This is a genomic window from Bradyrhizobium sp. CIR18 (genome assembly GCF_014198295.1).
In the GTDB taxonomy this organism is placed as follows: domain Bacteria; phylum Pseudomonadota; class Alphaproteobacteria; order Rhizobiales; family Xanthobacteraceae; genus Bradyrhizobium.
On record NZ_JACIHF010000002.1, the window covers coordinates 645,459 to 661,027 of the forward strand.

Below are 15,569 nucleotides of genomic sequence, written 5' to 3' on the forward strand. Positions count from 1 at the left end.
GGGAGCTGTGCCGACACTCGGATTGCGCCCGCGCAATATGACGCAAACAAAGGCTGGTTGACAATGTTCCCGTTTTGTTCTAGGTAGTCGAAATACTTCAACTGTTGGGCGAGCGGCGCAGCGGATCGCGTCTCGTCCCCAAATTTCCGCGGGTCGTCGATGAGTAGCTCCCTTCTCGCTTTGGTCTTATTGGATAATCCGGTGACGCCGGACATGTCAGCGGTTGCAGAGGTCCTTCACGCCCGGCATCCGGAGTTGGCAACGGAGACGATGGACGACGGGCGTGCACCGCAGGCTCGAGCAAACTCGCCGCTCATTCGTTGCGGCAACGAGCTTGTCGCCGTGATGTCGATGCCGGCACCCATCCCGGACGATCAGGGACTGTGGGCACGCGCTGCGACGACGTGGCCGGAGAGCAAGGCGGTGGCCGCCCGGCATCGAGGTCATATGATCGTATCGATGCTCGGTAAGAGCGAACAGCCGCTGGTCGCCGCGCGCATCACGACCGCAGTCATCGGTGCGTTGATTGCGACGATGCCTGAGTGCTGCGGCGTGGTCTGGGCGGGCCGGGTCGCGCGGCCTGCCGATCTCTGGCGCGAGATGTCCCGCGATTCGTTCGCACCGTATCCTGATTACCCCTTTAGGCTATGGGTCGACATTCTTCCGTTCCGGACAGGCGCGAAGATCGCCGCGGTCACGATGGGACTGTCCGCCTTCGTCGGTCGTGAGATCGAGTTCGTGACCGGCAAGCTCACGCTTTCGGCGTTGTTCGACAAGGTGGTTGGGCTTGCCGTGTATCTGATCGAGCATGGCAGCGTGGTGAAGGACGGTGACACGATCGGGGCAAGCGCGAGCGAGCGTATCCAGGTTCGTCACAAGAACTCCGATGCGTTTGGCGGACTGCCGGTGTTTTACTGTGTGGATGATTCTGTTTAGATGGGCGGCATCGGAACACTGCCACGGAATACGAAACAACCTTCGTAAATGAGTGAAGATTGATGGTCGATTCCCTACCAAAGAGGCGCCGGGCCAAGGCAAAGAATCGAAAGTTTTATGTCGTCGGCCTCGGCGGGTTTCACACGGCGCCGGGATGGGAGATGGACAATCTCGCAACTCTCACAGGCGGACGCCTGGTTCTCATTCCGCCGCGGGAGCGGGGCTTCGTGTCTTTCCCTGAAACGCCGCGACTTGTCATCGACAAGTCTCTCGGTCGCGCTCCCGCGGACTGGGAGCTCTTTCATGACTACCGGCTCGTTTCCGACCGGATGAAGAGCCTTCTCGAAACATTGGATCTGGAGGGAGTTCGTTTTGTCAGATGCGAGACCCAATACCGGGATGGCCGTGCGGCGCCAGCTTATTGGCTTTGTGATATTGTCAGGGTTCTCGATGCTGTCGACGAAGCAAAATCGGTTCTTGAGATCGAGTATCGCACGCCCGATCGTAAGGTTTACAATCTGAGTAGAAGAAGCAGTCTTGTCTTCAAAGAGGATAGCGTCGGGGCGGCTCATATTTTCAGGCTCGCCTTTTATCCCATGGTCGTCTGCGACCAAGTCCTGAAGGATGCGTGCAAGGAAGCGGGGATCAGGGGCATTGGATTCACCGATGCGACGAAGTATTGACCTGATGTGCCGCGGCTGCCGATATTGAAGTCCTACTTGGAGAAGATCGCCGACCAAAAAGGCGAGAGACTCGGTTTCGTCTGCGGCTCATCGTCCGATTGGTGCAGGATAATTTGCGGTGTCTGTTGTCGTGGCCTGTTCGTTGACACGTCGGGCAAAACACCGGCAGAGTAGTATGGTCTAGAGAAGTCGGCTCGCGGTATTTCGCGAGCCTTTTTTATTGGCTCGTTTCCGTAGCAGCTAGGCATTGTTAGCCCACGTCGTTGCAGAGGCCTACTTCAGGCAATTGCATTGAGCGGACCGTCGTCATTCACGGCGTCGCCATTGGCCGCTAGCTGCCGCTTCGCCCGTCAGAACACACAGGCACGCGGGCAAACCTCGCGATTCAATTTTTCTCCTCGCATGCGGGCACCGAAGGTTTCGGCGCGCCGCTGATGATTGCATTGGCGCAATGCCAGAGGGTAGCATGTTACAAACCCATCACATCTTGCTACAGGAGCTTGCCGGCCACGTCACACTCAAGGTCTTGGGTGATCGTTTCAGGCTCGATGGCATCAAGAATTTGATGAGCCTGCCATCAAATCAAAAAGCAGCTCAAGGGCTGGGATCAAGCCCTCATACGGGCGGCCATCTCGGCAGTTACAGGAAAGTATTTTGCAAGTTTCTTGGTGAACTCCAGGAGCACCCATCCTTTGTTGCCGCTCAGGAAGGCGACACTGCTGCTCTTGATCAGCTGGACGCCGAGATGAGTGGCTTTCTCGCGGCGGCCAAGCACGCGCTTGCAAGGGGGCATCTACTTGCCAATACACCTTCGGGAAGGACACAGGAGGAAGCGAACAAGAATAATGAAGACTGGTACGCAAACCGGAGGACATATGCCAAAGACAATCAGGACAGCATTCAGCAGATGCAGGACACTGTCGACCAACTCCATGCGGCTGGCCAATGGGACGGCGCCCTGCGTGCGCCCATCCTCTTGCCGGACGGCGGCCTCAGTCTCGCCGACAAGATCGAGCTCTTGAAGAGATATGGCTCCAGTTCAGGGATTTCGCAGCATTTCTCCCCTGTTGGGCCTGTCCCTGATCTGCCTGGCTTTGCCGCCCCCGCGGCCGACGTACGACTGCCCGGCTTTATCCCGCCTTCAACAGAAGGTCTGAATCGACCGGAAGGATTTACGCCAAGTAATCCGCTTCCCACGTTGGGAGTATCAGGATTTCCGGTGATCAATCCTCAAGGTTTTGAACAACTACCTCCCACCACGGCGGTCCCTCAGGATCCCTTCATCTTTAAATACGATCTGGCTAGCGGAACGCCGCATCCCTTCTACGAGAACCCATTGGCCGGCGGCACATCCGTGGCGCACAATGCGCTTCCTTGGTTGGCTGGAGCGGCGGCTGTCGGCATAGCGGCTCCCTCCATTCCCGCTTGGCTGCTTGCCATAGGGGGCGCCTTGGCGCTAACGCGCGCTGCCACTGCGGGGGAAAGCAGTTCCGGCACGATGACAGGCGCCGCCGCTCCCAGCAGAGGAGTGTTCTCGACAGGAGCGCCGCCGCTCAACATCATCGGCAATGGACTCAACGTCGACAGCGCGGCCAGTGGCCGCGGCTCTTCGGCTTCATCGACATTTGGGCGGCAGGTGGGCGGAGCTTCCTCGATCGATCCAGAGACTCGCGCTACCACTTTTGCAGATCGCTTTGGCAGCTGGGCCGGCACGCCAGGCGGCACTGTACCTGCCAAGCCGGCAAACGTGGATAGATTACCAGACGCTCCTGCAGGCGGATCGGTCGCGCCCGAAAACGTTCGGCGCCTCGCCCGCGTCAATGAGTCCAACGCGGGCAGCGTGTTCACGTCCGGCAGTGCGCCGGTCCCGTATCTGCTGCCTTCCACGGAATTCAACGAGCGGTTCGGCAACTGGACCGTGGCGACCACTGGCAGCGCGCAACCGCAACCCAGCAAGCCGATCGGTCTCTTCGCCGACGAGCCGAGCTACGTCATTCCACCCCCGATCTTCGGAGTGGACGGTCCAGGCAATCCGCATAGTGACGCTGAGGAGTGGTTTTCGCGGTGGATTCGGCCGTTGCTTCGACCAGAGTAGAGGTTGAGGTTGCGGAGCGGTGAGTATGCCGTCGGATCGTTCGTTTGACACGTCGGGCAAAAACACCCGCAGAATAGCATCATCGGAAGAGTTCGGATCGAGCCTGCGGGGTGCCGCGGACTTTCTTATCGCTGAGACGTTCCGTGCCGTAGGCCGTGTATTCATAAAAAGAATGTCTGTTTATGAGGGCCAAGCGGAAATCTTCTAGTCGGCTAGAGCATTACTGCTTCTGACCCAAAGCGGACCCTCGTTTCATACTTTGGTGTTTGCAGCCTGCACAATCTTACGCTGCCGTTCGAATACCTCAGCTAACTCATGTATCGGCGTGTCAACGTCGCCGATCATAAACCTGCTTTGACGAAGATACATCAAACGCATGAGACGAGGCATTTCGAGATGTTCAATGATGCCAGGCTTCAGGACGATCACTAAAGTCTTCGCGGACGACGTTGGTCCCATAGCTGTCACAGAGCAAGATATCACGTCTGCCCACCGCACCAGCGTTGGCGAGACCGGATGATAGATAAAGCCCTCTGAGGTCAACGTTAGTTCTGGAAGCCCTTTTGCGTAGAAGCGAATTGCGAGGGAGCTTGACAGGAGCAAGAACACCCCTGCAGAAGCGCCGAGGATGCAAATAGCGCGCAGACCACCACTATGTGAGTTTGCAACAGCGGCGAGGCCAAGGACGCAGGTGAGACCGAGAAGGACAACAAATCTAAAGGCAAATGCAAAGAAGCCCTGCGATCTAATCGAAACAGGGCCTTTCGCCAGATCAATCATGAGATCTAAAGTCACGTCTTTCACGAAGCAACTTTCACAGGCTTGGCAGTACGCCATATCAGACGCCGACCCGAAGATAACACCTCTAACAAATCCGGCTGACATACAGCTGACGTCGGCATCTGGCCCATCGGCGAGCTTCAATGATGTCCGCTGTTTGTGCTCTCTGAGAGACGATCGGACATCTGGGGCCGCCTAGGCGCCCAATTCAGGAGCGGGCGCTACGCCGCCGCAGCCGGTCCGAACCACCGCATCAATGCCTTGTCGAGCCCGGATCGGTTCTCGTCTCCCACCCAGGCGACGTGCCCGTCGGGCCGCACCAGCACTGCGAGCGGCGCGGTGAAGGGCGAGACCGGCGATAGATGGTGGGTGTAGGCAATGTACATCACAAGCGCTAACAGAACGAATGTCAGCGCGTTGGACAAAGGGGCGAGCGTACAACCCGGTTGGCGCGAGTTCTTTCGCCCGTTCGGTCCCGCGCCTGGTAAGCAACGAAGGCGAGGTTCGGGCGGCGTCCTCCGTTGTCGGCTCGTTGGGTTAGATCGGAAGCAACCGGCCGACCTTCCAAGCGGCGCTAATGACCCATATCGGACTTACCGCCATTCTCAATTTGTATATCCGATGGACTAGGCTTACCCGGTATGGGAACCGGCCTTACCTTTTCCAGTTTTGGAGTTGTCGGTAACTTTTCGAGGGGCTGCGCCATGGGAGATCGCCGCAAAAGAGTGAAGCAAACCCGCTCCCTTGAAGAACGAATGGCCGAACAGGCCATTAAGCTCAAAGAGCGGGCCAGCCACTTGCCCGCTGGCAAGGAACGTGAGGGCTTGCTTAAGCGAGCCAGGATTGCTGAGACCGGCACGCATCTAAGCGATTGGTTGACCTCGCCGGGCTTGCACCCACCCAAGTAAGGGTTTCGGGAAAACCGTCCAGTTTGATGCTTACCGACATTGACAGAGCACGCGGAGATTCGATGCTCCCGAGATCTTCTAGTCGGCCATAGCATTACTGCTTCTGACTCGTAGCGGACTTAAAAATGCTATGTTTGCCAAGGGAGGAGGATCATCCCTCCGGTCCGGGAATGAAGCAGCGCCACAAAGGAGTCATTCTTCCATCGGCGTAGGTTGGCCACCACCAAACCATCGCCCTGCCGCTGAGGTTCTGCCGGTTGAGCACGACAGAGTTTGGCACGTCAAACCATTGCCCGCGTTCGCTTGGCCGCTGCGGATTTTTCAGAAGGACTCTATAGCCATTCTTTGCTGTATCCCACTCGGCCTCCGCATATTGGCCGTCCCCTCCATCACAGCACGGCTCACCTGCCTTGTTCTTGAGACTTTTGAACCAAGCGTTCAGTTCTGGTCGCATCAGGTCGTGTGAATAGGCTGTGTTGATGCTGAAAGCTGTGACCGCACACAATCCCACCGTGCGTGCTACCATCAACCGATTAAACTGCACTTGGCGTCCATTGGAACTGGTCATGGAAACCTCCGTTTCCCTGCCCACGTGCGTGGGTCATCGGAACCGCACGAAGGTTCAAGGCGCCGCACCGGGACAAGTAGCCCTTGGTGTCCGGTGAGGCTGCCGCCTCACCGGACCGATGAAGCTTCGACCGCTTTAGTTGAATGTTTGCAGCCTCAATTTGAGCGAGCCGTCGGCCTGGCGTTCGAATACGTGCATCGCCAAACCGCCCAACGGAGATGGCTTGCCCTCCTTGTCCTTCCCCGTGGCACTCCACTTTGCTGTGCCGAATACAACCTTGTCGTCTCCGCCGACGTCGATCATCTCCAACTTGTGACCCGTCACACCGTTCGCGAAGAGACCGGCAAAGAAACTCTCGATCTCAGCCGGACCTGACGCCACCTGATGTGTGGGCGGCATCAATTTTGCCGTCGCGACATAGGAAGCGCCGATGGCTTTCGCGTCGTGCTTGTTGAATGCGGCATCCCAAGCGGCGTAAGCCTGCTGCACGTCCCCCTTGGCGTCCGCGGCCAACGAAATTCCCGGCGCGCCGAGCAGACAAATGACTAGCGCTGATATTTGAGCCAACTTCATAGGATACTCCTCTGTTGGATAATTCCTTTTCCGATTGATCAGATCATCAGTCCAATCGTCTGCCGCGGCTGCGCGCCCGCCAGCATGACGACACCGTCGCCGGTCGCGCGCGGCCGGCCATTGGTTCATAGGGAAGAGGTGCAGGCGATGGTAACTTCAACGGCGCCGTTCACCTCGAAGTCCATATCGCGCGCCATGACACCGCTAATGCAGCCGGTCACACATGCGCCGAACTTCACCACCACGACCAGTTTTACGAAGACACGTTCATCATGGCTGGTGCCGGAAGACTCCATCCAATAGTTCGCGCAACAGCAATTCCGGGCGATTACCGTCAGCCACGTTGACAAATGGGAGAGAGCGACGGCGCACATACTGCCTGGGCCGGAAATCCCCGCGCTTATCACCGGAGTAATTCGCCTTCTGGACCGAAGGCGAGGTTCGGGCGGCGTCCCCAGTTGTCGACTCGTTGGGGTAGACCGGAAGCAACCGGCCGACCTTCCAAGCCGCGCTAACGATCCGTAGCAGACTTTTGGCATATTGAGCGGATGCAACCACATTGCTATGCTTCATTCACATCGTGCCTTAGTTCTGATGGGCAGGCTTGATCAGGCTTACGGACTGCAGCCTGCAATTTGGAAATTGGAATTCTTGAAGCCATAGGCCCCGCCTCCGGACGCATTTCAAAAGCGGCCGGGGAATGTTCATGGACGTCATTTCCCTCCGTTCTTCCCCTTGACTCGGAGGCGGGCTTTTTCTGTCAGCTTGATCGAAAAAGTGATTTCGCCATGTCTATTCCAAAAAGCATAACCCAATGCACTTCAGTCAATCGTCACAACAGAAGCACGGCGTGCCACTACTTAGTTGTTTTAATCCTTTCAGTTTGCATCCTTCAGCTCGCAAGCAGTACGGCGCAGGCCCAGTGCGCAGCTCGCGATGTTTTGGAGAGACAGCTGAAATTCAAGACACGCGCGTCCGAAGCGCCTCAACGGCTTATTAAATCCGAGCGCGACATTGCGATATGGAAGACAATTGCAATAGGCACGTTCGCCGACTCACTTAAGCTGCGCGATGCAATGGACAGCATGCGATGCAGTGTGGGCAGCCAAGCGGGCGAAATCCTTGCCCGACCGTCCTTTATTACTGCTTCTCAGAAGACAGACATGGAGCTTGCACTCGTCTCCCCGACGCAACTTGGGTTCACGAGCGATCGTGTGACGTTAGCTGACCTCTACTCACGGGCTCGAAAACTCGGCTTTGAACTCGCACCGGCAGAGGTCGGACCACAATTGCGCATCCAATATTTCGACCAGCCCGTGGGCGAGTTCCTCATCATCGGAATGGAGCCGATCATGACCTGGAGCGGGGACCCGATTATTCTGAATGTAGCAAATGGCGGCGCCGGATTGATCCTCATCGGCCAAGACGGTAGAGCCGAAGCCGAGATACCTGCCACGTCTCGGATCGTTTTTGCGCGTTCGCATAAACTTGCGGCCAATACCAATCTCGTCGATCAAGCTGCTGCAGTTCCGCGCGAGTAAGGAGGGTGATCGCAACTGGCCCATCGGCGACCTTCGATGATGTCCGCTGTTTGTGCTCGTCTGGAGAGACGAGCGGACATCAGGGGCCGCCGAACTAGCGCCCAATTCAGGAGTACGGGCGCTACGCCGCCGCAGCCGGTCCGAACCACCGCAGCAATGTCTCCTCAAGCCCGCGCTGGCTCTCGTCTCCCACCCACGCGACGTGCCCGTCGGGCCGCACCAGCACTGCGTCCGGTGCAGTGACCTGGCCGATGACCGGAAGCTCCCATACGCAATCGGTGCGGGCATCGACGACATCGATCCGGTTCTTCCAGGGGCCGATGTCGATGCCGCCTCGCTTGCCGAAATTGAGCAGCACGCCGCGCGCCCCGTGCAGCAGCGTGAACAGCTTTAGCTTCTGCCCTTCGGCTGTCAGATCGAGATCCGGCATGCGTCGCCCCAGCAGCGCGTGGCCTTCGCCGAGATCGTAAGCGATGTCGAGCCCGCTCATCATGGCGCCAAAACGTTTGCGCGGCTCGTCCATGCCGAGCAATTCGGAGACGGTGTCGCGCGCGGCCTTGAGGCCGTCGTCGCCGCGGCGGAGCAGGGCGATCTGCGCCATGGTGTTGCGCAGCACGCGCGCGCCGACGGGATGGCGCTCGGCATGGTAGCTGTCGAGCAGGCTGTCCGGCGAGACGCCCTTCACCACCTGCGCCAGCTTCCAGCCGAGATTGACGGCGTCCTGCACACCCAGGTTGAGGCCTTGCCCGCCGACGGAGTGATGGATATGCGCGGCATCGCCGGCGAGCAGCACGCGTCCCTTGCGATAAGTCACGGCCTGCCGTGCCGCATCGGTGAAACGGGAGATCCAGGCGGGATTGTGCAGACCGAAATCGGTGCCGTAGACCGCGACGAGCGCGTCGCTGAGATCGCGCAAGGAGGGCTCGCCGGTGCGCGCGAGTGTTGCTTCCGTCACGACGACCAGCACGCGGCCGCTCTCGGTCTTGCTGAGGCCGTGAAAGCCGAGCGCATCATGACGCAGGCCGAATTCCGGCGCCTCGCGCATCTCGATCTCGGCCATGAGGTTGCTGAGCGTCGGTGAGGTGCCGGCAAAATCGATGCCGGCGGCCTTGCGCACCAGGCTGCGACCGCCGTCGCAGCCGACGAGATAATCTGCGCGCAACGTCTCGCCGCCGGCGAGCGTCACGTCGATGCCGGTTTCGTCCTGTGCGAAGCCCGTGAGCTCGACATTGCGATAGATCGGCACGCCGAGCTCTTCGACCCAGTCCGCCAGGATGCGCTCGATGTGGTTCTGCCGCAGCGCTAGCCCGTAAGCGTGCCTTGTGGGGAGGTCGCTGATGTCGAGCCGCGTCCAGGCAAAGCCCGCGAGCTGGACGATCTGTCCCTCGCGCAGGAAGCGATCCGCAACGCCGCGCTGATCGAGGATCTCGATCGTGCGTGCGTGCAGTCCGCCGGCGCGCGTCTCGACCAGTGCCTGGTCGGCACGGCGCTCGACGACGGCAACGTCGACATCGGCGAGCGCGAGCTCCGCGGCCAGCATCAGCCCGGTCGGGCCGCCGCCTGCGATCACCACGGCGTGGTCGGGCGGCATCTGGTTCCGCGCGTCGGCTCCCTGTGGCCGGCGGCGTGAACGGGACGTCGGAAGCAGTACAGGCATGTCGTGACCCCTCGGCTGGTTGCTCTGGATGTTTCCCGGGTCGGGGGTTCTACGGCAGAGGCGGGGACTTGAAGCAAGCCCGTTGCGCACCACATGTCGAGTTGGGAGGAGGGACTTCCTCCTCCGCGTTCGCCGCGTTGACACGTCGGGCAAAACACCGGCATAAAGGCATCATCGAAAGAGTTCGGTTCAGCCCGCGCGGAGCAATCTGCGGCGGGTTTTCTTTTGGGGCATCGGATGGTCAGCTGATCCCGGCGGTCCGCTGCATGATGTCGGCGAGCTCCTCGAACGAAAACGGCTTCCTGATCATCGGAAGGCCGCCGCGCCGGGGCTCGCGACCCGACAATTGCAGCATCTTCAGCTCCGGGCGGACGCGCTTGGCCAGCTCGGCCAGTTCATGACCATCCATGCCCGGCATGTTGATGTCAGTGATGAGGATGGAGATGTCCTGGTTCTGCTCGAGCCGTTCGAGTGCATCCAGGCCGCTTTGGGCGCTGATCACCTCGCAGCCGAGATCTTCCAGCATGCCAACGATCACGTCGAGGACGGCGGGATCGTCGTCAACAACCAGGACAGTGCGGCTCACAGGAACGTTCCTTCTGACGAAGCATTCAACGCGCCTCTCGTCGGATAAGTTCCCGCCCGGGCGCCGGTCCGCCTAATCGTCCTTCGACAAATCACCGGGTTTGGCGGGAATGTCGATGGTGCCGCCATCGCCGTGAACGAGATCGCGGTCGCTCTCCTTTGTCTCGCCGGCGTCTTCGATGATCGCCTCCTGCGTCTCGCGCTCCTTGTCGATGCGCGGCTTGGCTCCGGGCAATTGTCGCGATGCCTCTGGTGACGTCTTCTCAGATGTCATCTCACCGATCCTCCTGATCGGCTAACTTTCGCCGGGCCGGTAAGTTCGTTTGACGCGTCGGGCAAAACACTGGCATATTGGCATCATCGAAAGAAGTTTGGTTCAGCCCGCGCGGAGAATGTCTGCAGCGGGCTGTTTCATTTCAACGGGGCTTTGACACGTCGGGCAAAACACCGGCATAGTGACATCATCGAGACGAGTTTGGTTCACCCGCGCGGAGCACATCCGCTGCGGGTTTTTTCGTCTCGGTTTCCGAGATCGGACGGCGGCGGCGCATTACGGCCACGCACTCGTCAAACCTGGAGCGCCGATCGGCGCGCCGCCGTCCGAACCATTGCCGGCCGTGCACGCGCGAACGTGCCGGCCCGCGGCGCTGGGGCCAGTTGCCCGCGCCGCTGCGGTCTCCGGAAGACACGGAGATAGGGTTCGCGCCCGAAACGATCGCGCCTCGCCTGGCGCGATCTGCCGCGCATTTTCTTTCTTATGGAGGGATGATGACTGCCTATCTGATGTCGCTCGCGCTCACGAGCCCGACAAGCTGATGGGCTATTGCGTGGCGCTCTACTTCGCAAAGCTGCTGGTCTGGGACAAGGTCCTTGGATTTGGCTCGACTGACGCTTTGGCGGGATTTGCGGCAATCACGGCCAATTTGGTCGTCTCTTTCTATTTCGCCAAGCGCGGCTTCGAGAATGTTGCGAGGATCATCAAGCGGTGAAGATTCAAGACGAGGAGATCCGGGCGATTGTCGCGGAGACACTGGCCGAGCAGCACCGAGTTCAGCAGGAGAGCGTCGATGCCATCGTATTGAAGGCGGTGGCCTCAGTCCTGGCCTCGTTCGGGATCGAAGACGATGACCGGAAAGAGCTCAGAGCTGACTTCCAGCACCTGCGGCGCTGGCGGAAGAGCGTGGAACAAGCGCAGAGCTACACCTTCAAGGCGGTGATCACAGTCATTGCGACCGGTCTGATGGGTGCGGTCTGGCTCGGTGTCAAGGTCGTGCTGGGCAAGTGAGCCTCGACCGCTACGGAGTCGCAGGTCGCGCGCTCCCGATTACCCCGCCAATAGGTATCCCATGTACAGAATTCGTATCGTCGATGCCGACGATGATGAGACTGCCGAGATTCTCGGCGATCTGCACCGGCTGACATTCTTCGGTGGGGCGGCCCTGCCGCAGTTCGAATCGGGTACGTGGTGGCTCGCCTATCATGATGATGACGCGGTGGCCTTCGCCGGCGTTGTGCCGTCGACACATGCGCGAAACAGCGGATATTTTTGCCGGGTCGGGGTCTTGCAGCAGCATTGGGGGCGGGGACTTCAACTCAGGCTGATGCGAGCGATCGAGGCACGAGGGCGGCGTCTCGGGTGGGACAGCATCGTCTCCGATACGACGGACAATCCGGTATCTGCCAACAATTTCATCCATGCGGGTTATCGGCTGTATGAGCCCGAATCGCCCTGGGCCTGGTCGCATACGCTTTATTGGCGAAAGTGGCTGCGCTGAGCAATTGGAGTGGTTTTCCCGTGATGCGGAACGTGACCTTCTCAGACTAGAATTGCTGCGCAAGATGCGCGCAGCCTCCATACGCTCAAATATCTAACGGCCCGGCAGCTTGACGCTGCCGGGCCGTTTTTGCGTTTCAGGTGAAGCGAGCGAGGCCCTTGCGAAGTTGGCGGCGCCGGGCTTTAAGCTTGCTCCTGCAGGAAATTCGGCGACCACAAGCCGATGTAAGGGAGCGCTATCGATGCCGACCAAGCCTCAATTGCCGGAACGTTCGTCGCGAGCGACGGAAGGGCCGAGTGCGCTCGACGGTCTGCTAGTCATCGATTTCACGCGTGTCGTCGCCGGCCCAGCCTGCACGCAGACGCTCGCCGATTTTGGCGCGCACGTCATCAAGATCGAAAATCCCGACGGCGGCGACGACACGCGCGCCTACGAGCACGCCGAAATTGGCGGGGAAAGCGCCGCCTATCTCAGCCTGAACCGCAACAAGCGCGGCATTGCGCTCGACCTTGCCGTGCCGGAGGCCCGTGAGATCGCGCTGGATCTGATCCGCAAGGCGGATGTGGTCGTGGAGAATTTCTCGAGCGGGGTCATGAAGAAGTTCGCGCTCGACTATGAGGCGGTCGCCCCGCTCAATCCACGGCTGGTCTATTGCTCGATCTCCGCCTACGGACGTTCCGGACCGTTCGCCTCGCGCCCCGGCTTCGATCCCATCACGCAGGCGGAAAGCGGCTTCATGTCGCTCAACGGATTTGCCGACGGCCCAGCGGTTCGTACCGGGCCGCCCATCGTGGATATGGCAACGGGGATGTCTGCCTGTAACGCCATCCTGATGGCGCTGTTGGCGCGGGACCGGCTCGGTCGCGGGCAGCATGTCGAAGTCGCCTTGTTCGACGTTGCGATAGGGATGACCGGCTTTTACGGCATGGCGTATCTCATCAATGGCGAAAACCCCGGCCGGTTCGGCAATTCGCCGAGCGGGTCTCCCACCGTCGGCGTCTATGAGGCCTCCGATGGGCCGCTCTACATGGCCTGCGCCAACGATCGGCTGTATCGCCGGCTCGTGGTCGAGGTGCTGAACCGGCCTGATCTCATCACCGATCCGCAGTTTGCCACGCGCAAGGCCCGCTCCGAGAACAAGGAGCTTTTGCGGGCAGCCATTGCAGAGGTCTTTGCCAGCGATACGCTCGAGAACTGGATGGCGAAAATGAAGCTGGCCAATATTCCGGTTGGCTATCTCCGGACGGTCGAGGAGGGGTTCAATGCGCCAGAGGCTCGCGAGCGCCATCGCTTGAGTCGCATTCCGCACCGTACAGCGGAATGGGTACCCAACATCGAGCCGCCGATTACCATGAGCCTGACCGGCGCGATCGATCCCGTTGCGGCCCCTCTGTTAGGCGAGCATACCGAGGACGTCTTGCGCAGCATGCTCGGTTATGACGAGCATCGGATCGCGGAGTTTACCCGGAGGGGCGTCTTTGGCTCGGGCAAGCCTTCGACTCCGGTTTAAGCCGGAGCCGTTAGTCCGCTGGCAAGAGGCATCATGAAGGCATCGGAATCGATGCCTTCATGATGCCTGCCGCATTGACTTGATTTGGTAAGGGGCCGGCCGCATAAATACGCCAAAGTGAGGGACACGAATGGCGCCTGGTCGAAAGCCGAGCATGGGTCAGCCCACCGGGCCGGAAGCCGGCGAAAGCGCCTATGCGGCGATGATCGCGAAGGCCCGGGCCCTCGTGCCGAGACTACGAGAGCGGGCGGCGCGGACGGAGGAGCTGCGGCATCTCCCGTCGGAAACCGAGATGGACCTCCATGAAGCCGGCCTGTTCCGGATGCTTCAACCGGCACGGATCGGCGGTGCCGAGCTCGACTATGTCGCTCTTGTCGACTGCGCTGAGCTGCTCGGACAGGCGGATGCGTCGGTAGCGTGGAATCTCGCCAATCTGGCGAGCCACCACTGGATGCTCGGCATGTTCGAGCAAAAGGCGCAGGATCTGGTCTGGGGCCGTGATCCGGATGCGCTGATCGCATCCTCGTTCATTTTTCCCGCCGGACGCGCCACGCGAGTCGAGGGCGGTTATCAGCTGCGCGGCAGCTGGCCATTCTCCTCCGGCGTTGCCTCCTGCGAATGGAACATGCTTGCAAGCGTGGTCTATTCCGACGACGAGGCGGACGGCATCGAGTATCGCATCTTTCTGCTGCCGAAAGGCGATTACAGCGTGCTGGACACCTGGAACGTCGCGGGACTGCGCGGGACGGGGTCCTGCGACGTGGAGGTCAGGGATGTCTTCGTGGCTGACCATATGACAGTCGCCGTCGGCGACCTCTCAGGCGGCCCGACGCCGGGAAGCACGGTCAATCCAAATCCGCTTTATACGCTGCCCGTGTTCTCGCTGTTTCCATACGTCCTCTCCGGTGTCGCGCTGGGGAATGCGCAAGCCTGCCTCGACGATTATACGGAGGTCGCACGTCATCGTATTTCAACCTACAACCGGGCCAAATTGAGCGATTTTCAAAGCACCCAGATCAAGATCGCGGAGGCCTCGGCGAAGATCGACGCCGCGCGCCTGATCATGCGGTCGGCGTGCCTCGATGCCATGGAGGATGCGCGGCTTGGTCACATCCCTGGCATGGCGACCAAGACCCGTTATCGGCGCGACGGATCTTTTTCGGTGAACCTGTGCACGGACGCGGTCTCGATGCTGTTTGCCGCGAGCGGCGCGCGCGGTCTGTTCACGACCGGCGTGTTGCAGCGGCAGTTCCGCGATGCGCACGCGATCAACTCGCATCTCGCGTTCAACTTCGATGCGGCCGGGACCAACTATGGACGGGTGGCGCTGGGCCTGCCGTCCGAAAATCTCACGCTCTGAGGCCGGCCGATGAATGATCTGCCGCAGCAGCCCGGCGCTCCCGATCCCGCCAACGAGTTCGCGAGCGACAGCTCGTCGATCGATCCTCGCGACTTTCGCAACGCGCTCGGAACCTATGCAACGGGCGTGGCGATCATCACGGCCGCAGCGCCTGACGGCAAGCCCTACGGACTGACTTGTAATTCGTTCGCCTCCGTCTCGCTGAACCCTCCACTGGTCCTGTGGAGCCTGGTCGTCTATTCCTCTAGTCTGACCATCTTCCAGAACGCCAGCCATTTCACCGTCAACGTGCTTGGCGCTTCGCAGCAGGCGCTTGCGGCAAAATTCGCCAAATCGTCGGACGACAAGTTCACAGGTGTGGATTGGGCGCCGGGCCTCGGCGGAGCGCCGGTGCTTGCGGAGAGCGTCGCCAACTTTCAATGCCGCTCCGTGAATCGCTATTATGGCGGCGACCACGTGATCTTTCTCGGCGCGGTCGAGGCCTATACCTACGGTGCGAAGGAGCCGCTGCTCTTCGCGCAGGGGACGTTCGGCCGGTTCCTCGCAGATGACGAGCGCAAGACGTCGCCTTGACGTGCTTCAGATCGCGCTCGACAGC

Annotated in this window: 16 protein-coding genes and 2 pseudogenes; 10 read left to right on the forward strand and 8 right to left on the reverse strand. The window is 60.1% G+C overall.

Features of this window, described 5'->3' with window-relative positions; genetic code table 11:
- The first annotated feature begins 201 nt into the window (after positions 1-201).
- The 3 genes from GGD65_RS11625 to GGD65_RS11635 all read left to right on the forward strand — a co-directional run bounded on the left by GGD65_RS11625 (position 202) and on the right by GGD65_RS11635 (position 3,714).
- Positions 202-936 carry a DUF4261 domain-containing protein gene (locus GGD65_RS11625; protein ID WP_312017696.1) on the forward strand — a complete coding sequence of 245 codons (735 nt, stop codon included), beginning with the start codon at positions 202-204 and terminating at the stop codon, positions 934-936.
- Between the two features lie 62 nt (positions 937-998).
- Positions 999-1,619, forward strand: coding sequence for an imm11 family protein (locus tag GGD65_RS11630; protein ID WP_018319205.1), 621 nt, complete (start codon positions 999-1,001; stop codon positions 1,617-1,619).
- A 466-nt stretch (positions 1,620-2,085) separates the two neighbouring features.
- Positions 2,086-3,714 carry a hypothetical protein gene (locus tag GGD65_RS11635; RefSeq protein WP_183235341.1) on the forward strand — a complete coding sequence of 543 codons (1,629 nt, stop codon included), beginning with the start codon at positions 2,086-2,088 and terminating at the stop codon, positions 3,712-3,714.
- Positions 3,715-3,966: 252 nt separating this feature from the next.
- On the opposite strand, the gene GGD65_RS11640 is transcribed toward GGD65_RS11635, so the two are convergent.
- The 5 genes and pseudogenes from GGD65_RS11640 to GGD65_RS11660 all read right to left on the reverse strand — a co-directional run bounded on the left by GGD65_RS11640 (position 3,967) and on the right by GGD65_RS11660 (position 6,839).
- On the reverse strand, positions 3,967-4,518 hold the full coding sequence (locus GGD65_RS11640; protein ID WP_183235342.1) for a hypothetical protein: 552 nt from the start codon (positions 4,516-4,518) through the stop codon (positions 3,967-3,969).
- Between the two features lie 197 nt (positions 4,519-4,715).
- A pseudogene (locus tag GGD65_RS11645) lies at positions 4,716-4,832 on the reverse strand (hypothetical protein); the annotation flags it as partial.
- Between the two features lie 721 nt (positions 4,833-5,553).
- Positions 5,554-5,970, reverse strand: coding sequence for a hypothetical protein (locus GGD65_RS11650; RefSeq protein ID WP_183235344.1), 417 nt, complete (start codon positions 5,968-5,970; stop codon positions 5,554-5,556).
- 135 nt (positions 5,971-6,105) lie between these two features.
- On the reverse strand, positions 6,106-6,543 hold the full coding sequence (locus tag GGD65_RS11655) for a nuclear transport factor 2 family protein (protein ID WP_092260841.1): 438 nt from the start codon (positions 6,541-6,543) through the stop codon (positions 6,106-6,108).
- Between the two features lie 125 nt (positions 6,544-6,668).
- Entirely contained in the window at positions 6,669-6,839 is a 171-nt protein-coding gene (locus GGD65_RS11660; RefSeq protein ID WP_177237327.1) for a hypothetical protein, read from the reverse strand.
- Between the two features lie 492 nt (positions 6,840-7,331).
- Between GGD65_RS11660 and GGD65_RS11665 the strand changes: the two genes are divergently transcribed.
- Positions 7,332-8,084 carry a hypothetical protein gene (locus GGD65_RS11665; RefSeq protein WP_183235503.1) on the forward strand — a complete coding sequence of 251 codons (753 nt, stop codon included), beginning with the start codon at positions 7,332-7,334 and terminating at the stop codon, positions 8,082-8,084.
- 121 nt (positions 8,085-8,205) lie between these two features.
- Here the strand turns inward: GGD65_RS11665 and GGD65_RS11670 are convergent, their stop codons facing one another.
- The 3 genes from GGD65_RS11670 to GGD65_RS11680 all read right to left on the reverse strand — a co-directional run bounded on the left by GGD65_RS11670 (position 8,206) and on the right by GGD65_RS11680 (position 10,600).
- Complete coding sequence (locus GGD65_RS11670; RefSeq protein WP_183235345.1) at positions 8,206-9,741, reverse strand: FAD-dependent monooxygenase; 1,536 nt, start codon at positions 9,739-9,741, stop codon at positions 8,206-8,208.
- A 241-nt stretch (positions 9,742-9,982) separates the two neighbouring features.
- On the reverse strand, positions 9,983-10,327 hold the full coding sequence (locus GGD65_RS11675; RefSeq protein ID WP_183235346.1) for a response regulator: 345 nt from the start codon (positions 10,325-10,327) through the stop codon (positions 9,983-9,985).
- Positions 10,328-10,399: 72 nt separating this feature from the next.
- Positions 10,400-10,600 (reverse strand): hypothetical protein, encoded by a 201-nt coding sequence (locus GGD65_RS11680; protein WP_179735684.1) that lies wholly within the window; start codon positions 10,598-10,600, stop codon positions 10,400-10,402.
- Positions 10,601-11,123: 523 nt separating this feature from the next.
- Here GGD65_RS11680 and GGD65_RS11685 point away from each other — a divergent pair.
- The 6 genes and pseudogenes from GGD65_RS11685 to GGD65_RS11710 all read left to right on the forward strand — a co-directional run.
- Positions 11,124-11,315 (forward strand): annotated as a pseudogene (locus GGD65_RS11685) (hypothetical protein); the annotation flags it as partial.
- Complete coding sequence (locus GGD65_RS11690; protein ID WP_092260851.1) at positions 11,312-11,611, forward strand: hypothetical protein; 300 nt, start codon at positions 11,312-11,314, stop codon at positions 11,609-11,611. The pseudogene GGD65_RS11685 and the gene GGD65_RS11690, both read left to right, overlap by 4 nt.
- Before the next feature lie 61 nt (positions 11,612-11,672).
- Positions 11,673-12,101: a GNAT family N-acetyltransferase gene (locus tag GGD65_RS11695; RefSeq protein ID WP_183235347.1), complete on the forward strand. Its 429-nt coding sequence runs from the start codon at positions 11,673-11,675 to the stop codon at positions 12,099-12,101.
- A gap of 241 nt (positions 12,102-12,342) precedes the next feature.
- Positions 12,343-13,611 (forward strand): CaiB/BaiF CoA-transferase family protein, encoded by a 1,269-nt coding sequence (locus GGD65_RS11700; RefSeq protein WP_183235504.1) that lies wholly within the window; start codon positions 12,343-12,345, stop codon positions 13,609-13,611.
- Positions 13,612-13,765: 154 nt separating this feature from the next.
- The gene (locus GGD65_RS11705; RefSeq protein ID WP_018319226.1) at positions 13,766-14,971 is read left to right on the forward strand and encodes an acyl-CoA dehydrogenase family protein; all 1,206 of its coding nucleotides are present in this window, start codon (positions 13,766-13,768) and stop codon (positions 14,969-14,971) included.
- Positions 14,972-14,980: 9 nt separating this feature from the next.
- On the forward strand, positions 14,981-15,544 hold the full coding sequence (locus tag GGD65_RS11710; RefSeq protein WP_183235348.1) for a flavin reductase family protein: 564 nt from the start codon (positions 14,981-14,983) through the stop codon (positions 15,542-15,544).
- The last annotated feature ends 25 nt before the right edge of the window (positions 15,545-15,569 follow it).

Coding starts and splice junctions, on each gene's coding strand:
- GGD65_RS11665 (WP_183235503.1), top strand. CDS start 7,332: ATGTCTATTCCAAAAAGCATAACCCAATGCACTTCAGTCAATCGTCAC.
- GGD65_RS11710 (WP_183235348.1), top strand. CDS start 14,981: ATGAATGATCTGCCGCAGCAGCCCGGCGCTCCCGATCCCGCCAACGAG.
- GGD65_RS11635 (WP_183235341.1), top strand. CDS start 2,086: ATGTTACAAACCCATCACATCTTGCTACAGGAGCTTGCCGGCCACGTC.
- GGD65_RS11655 (WP_092260841.1), bottom strand. CDS start 6,543: ATGAAGTTGGCTCAAATATCAGCGCTAGTCATTTGTCTGCTCGGCGCG.
- GGD65_RS11680 (WP_179735684.1), bottom strand. CDS start 10,600: ATGACATCTGAGAAGACGTCACCAGAGGCATCGCGACAATTGCCCGGA.
- GGD65_RS11660 (WP_177237327.1), bottom strand. CDS start 6,839: ATGGAGTCTTCCGGCACCAGCCATGATGAACGTGTCTTCGTAAAACTG.
- GGD65_RS11700 (WP_183235504.1), top strand. CDS start 12,343: ATGCCGACCAAGCCTCAATTGCCGGAACGTTCGTCGCGAGCGACGGAA.
- GGD65_RS11630 (WP_018319205.1), top strand. CDS start 999: ATGGTCGATTCCCTACCAAAGAGGCGCCGGGCCAAGGCAAAGAATCGA.
- GGD65_RS11670 (WP_183235345.1), bottom strand. CDS start 9,741: ATGCCTGTACTGCTTCCGACGTCCCGTTCACGCCGCCGGCCACAGGGA.
- GGD65_RS11650 (WP_183235344.1), bottom strand. CDS start 5,970: ATGACCAGTTCCAATGGACGCCAAGTGCAGTTTAATCGGTTGATGGTA.
- GGD65_RS11695 (WP_183235347.1), top strand. CDS start 11,673: ATGTACAGAATTCGTATCGTCGATGCCGACGATGATGAGACTGCCGAG.
- GGD65_RS11705 (WP_018319226.1), top strand. CDS start 13,766: ATGGGTCAGCCCACCGGGCCGGAAGCCGGCGAAAGCGCCTATGCGGCG.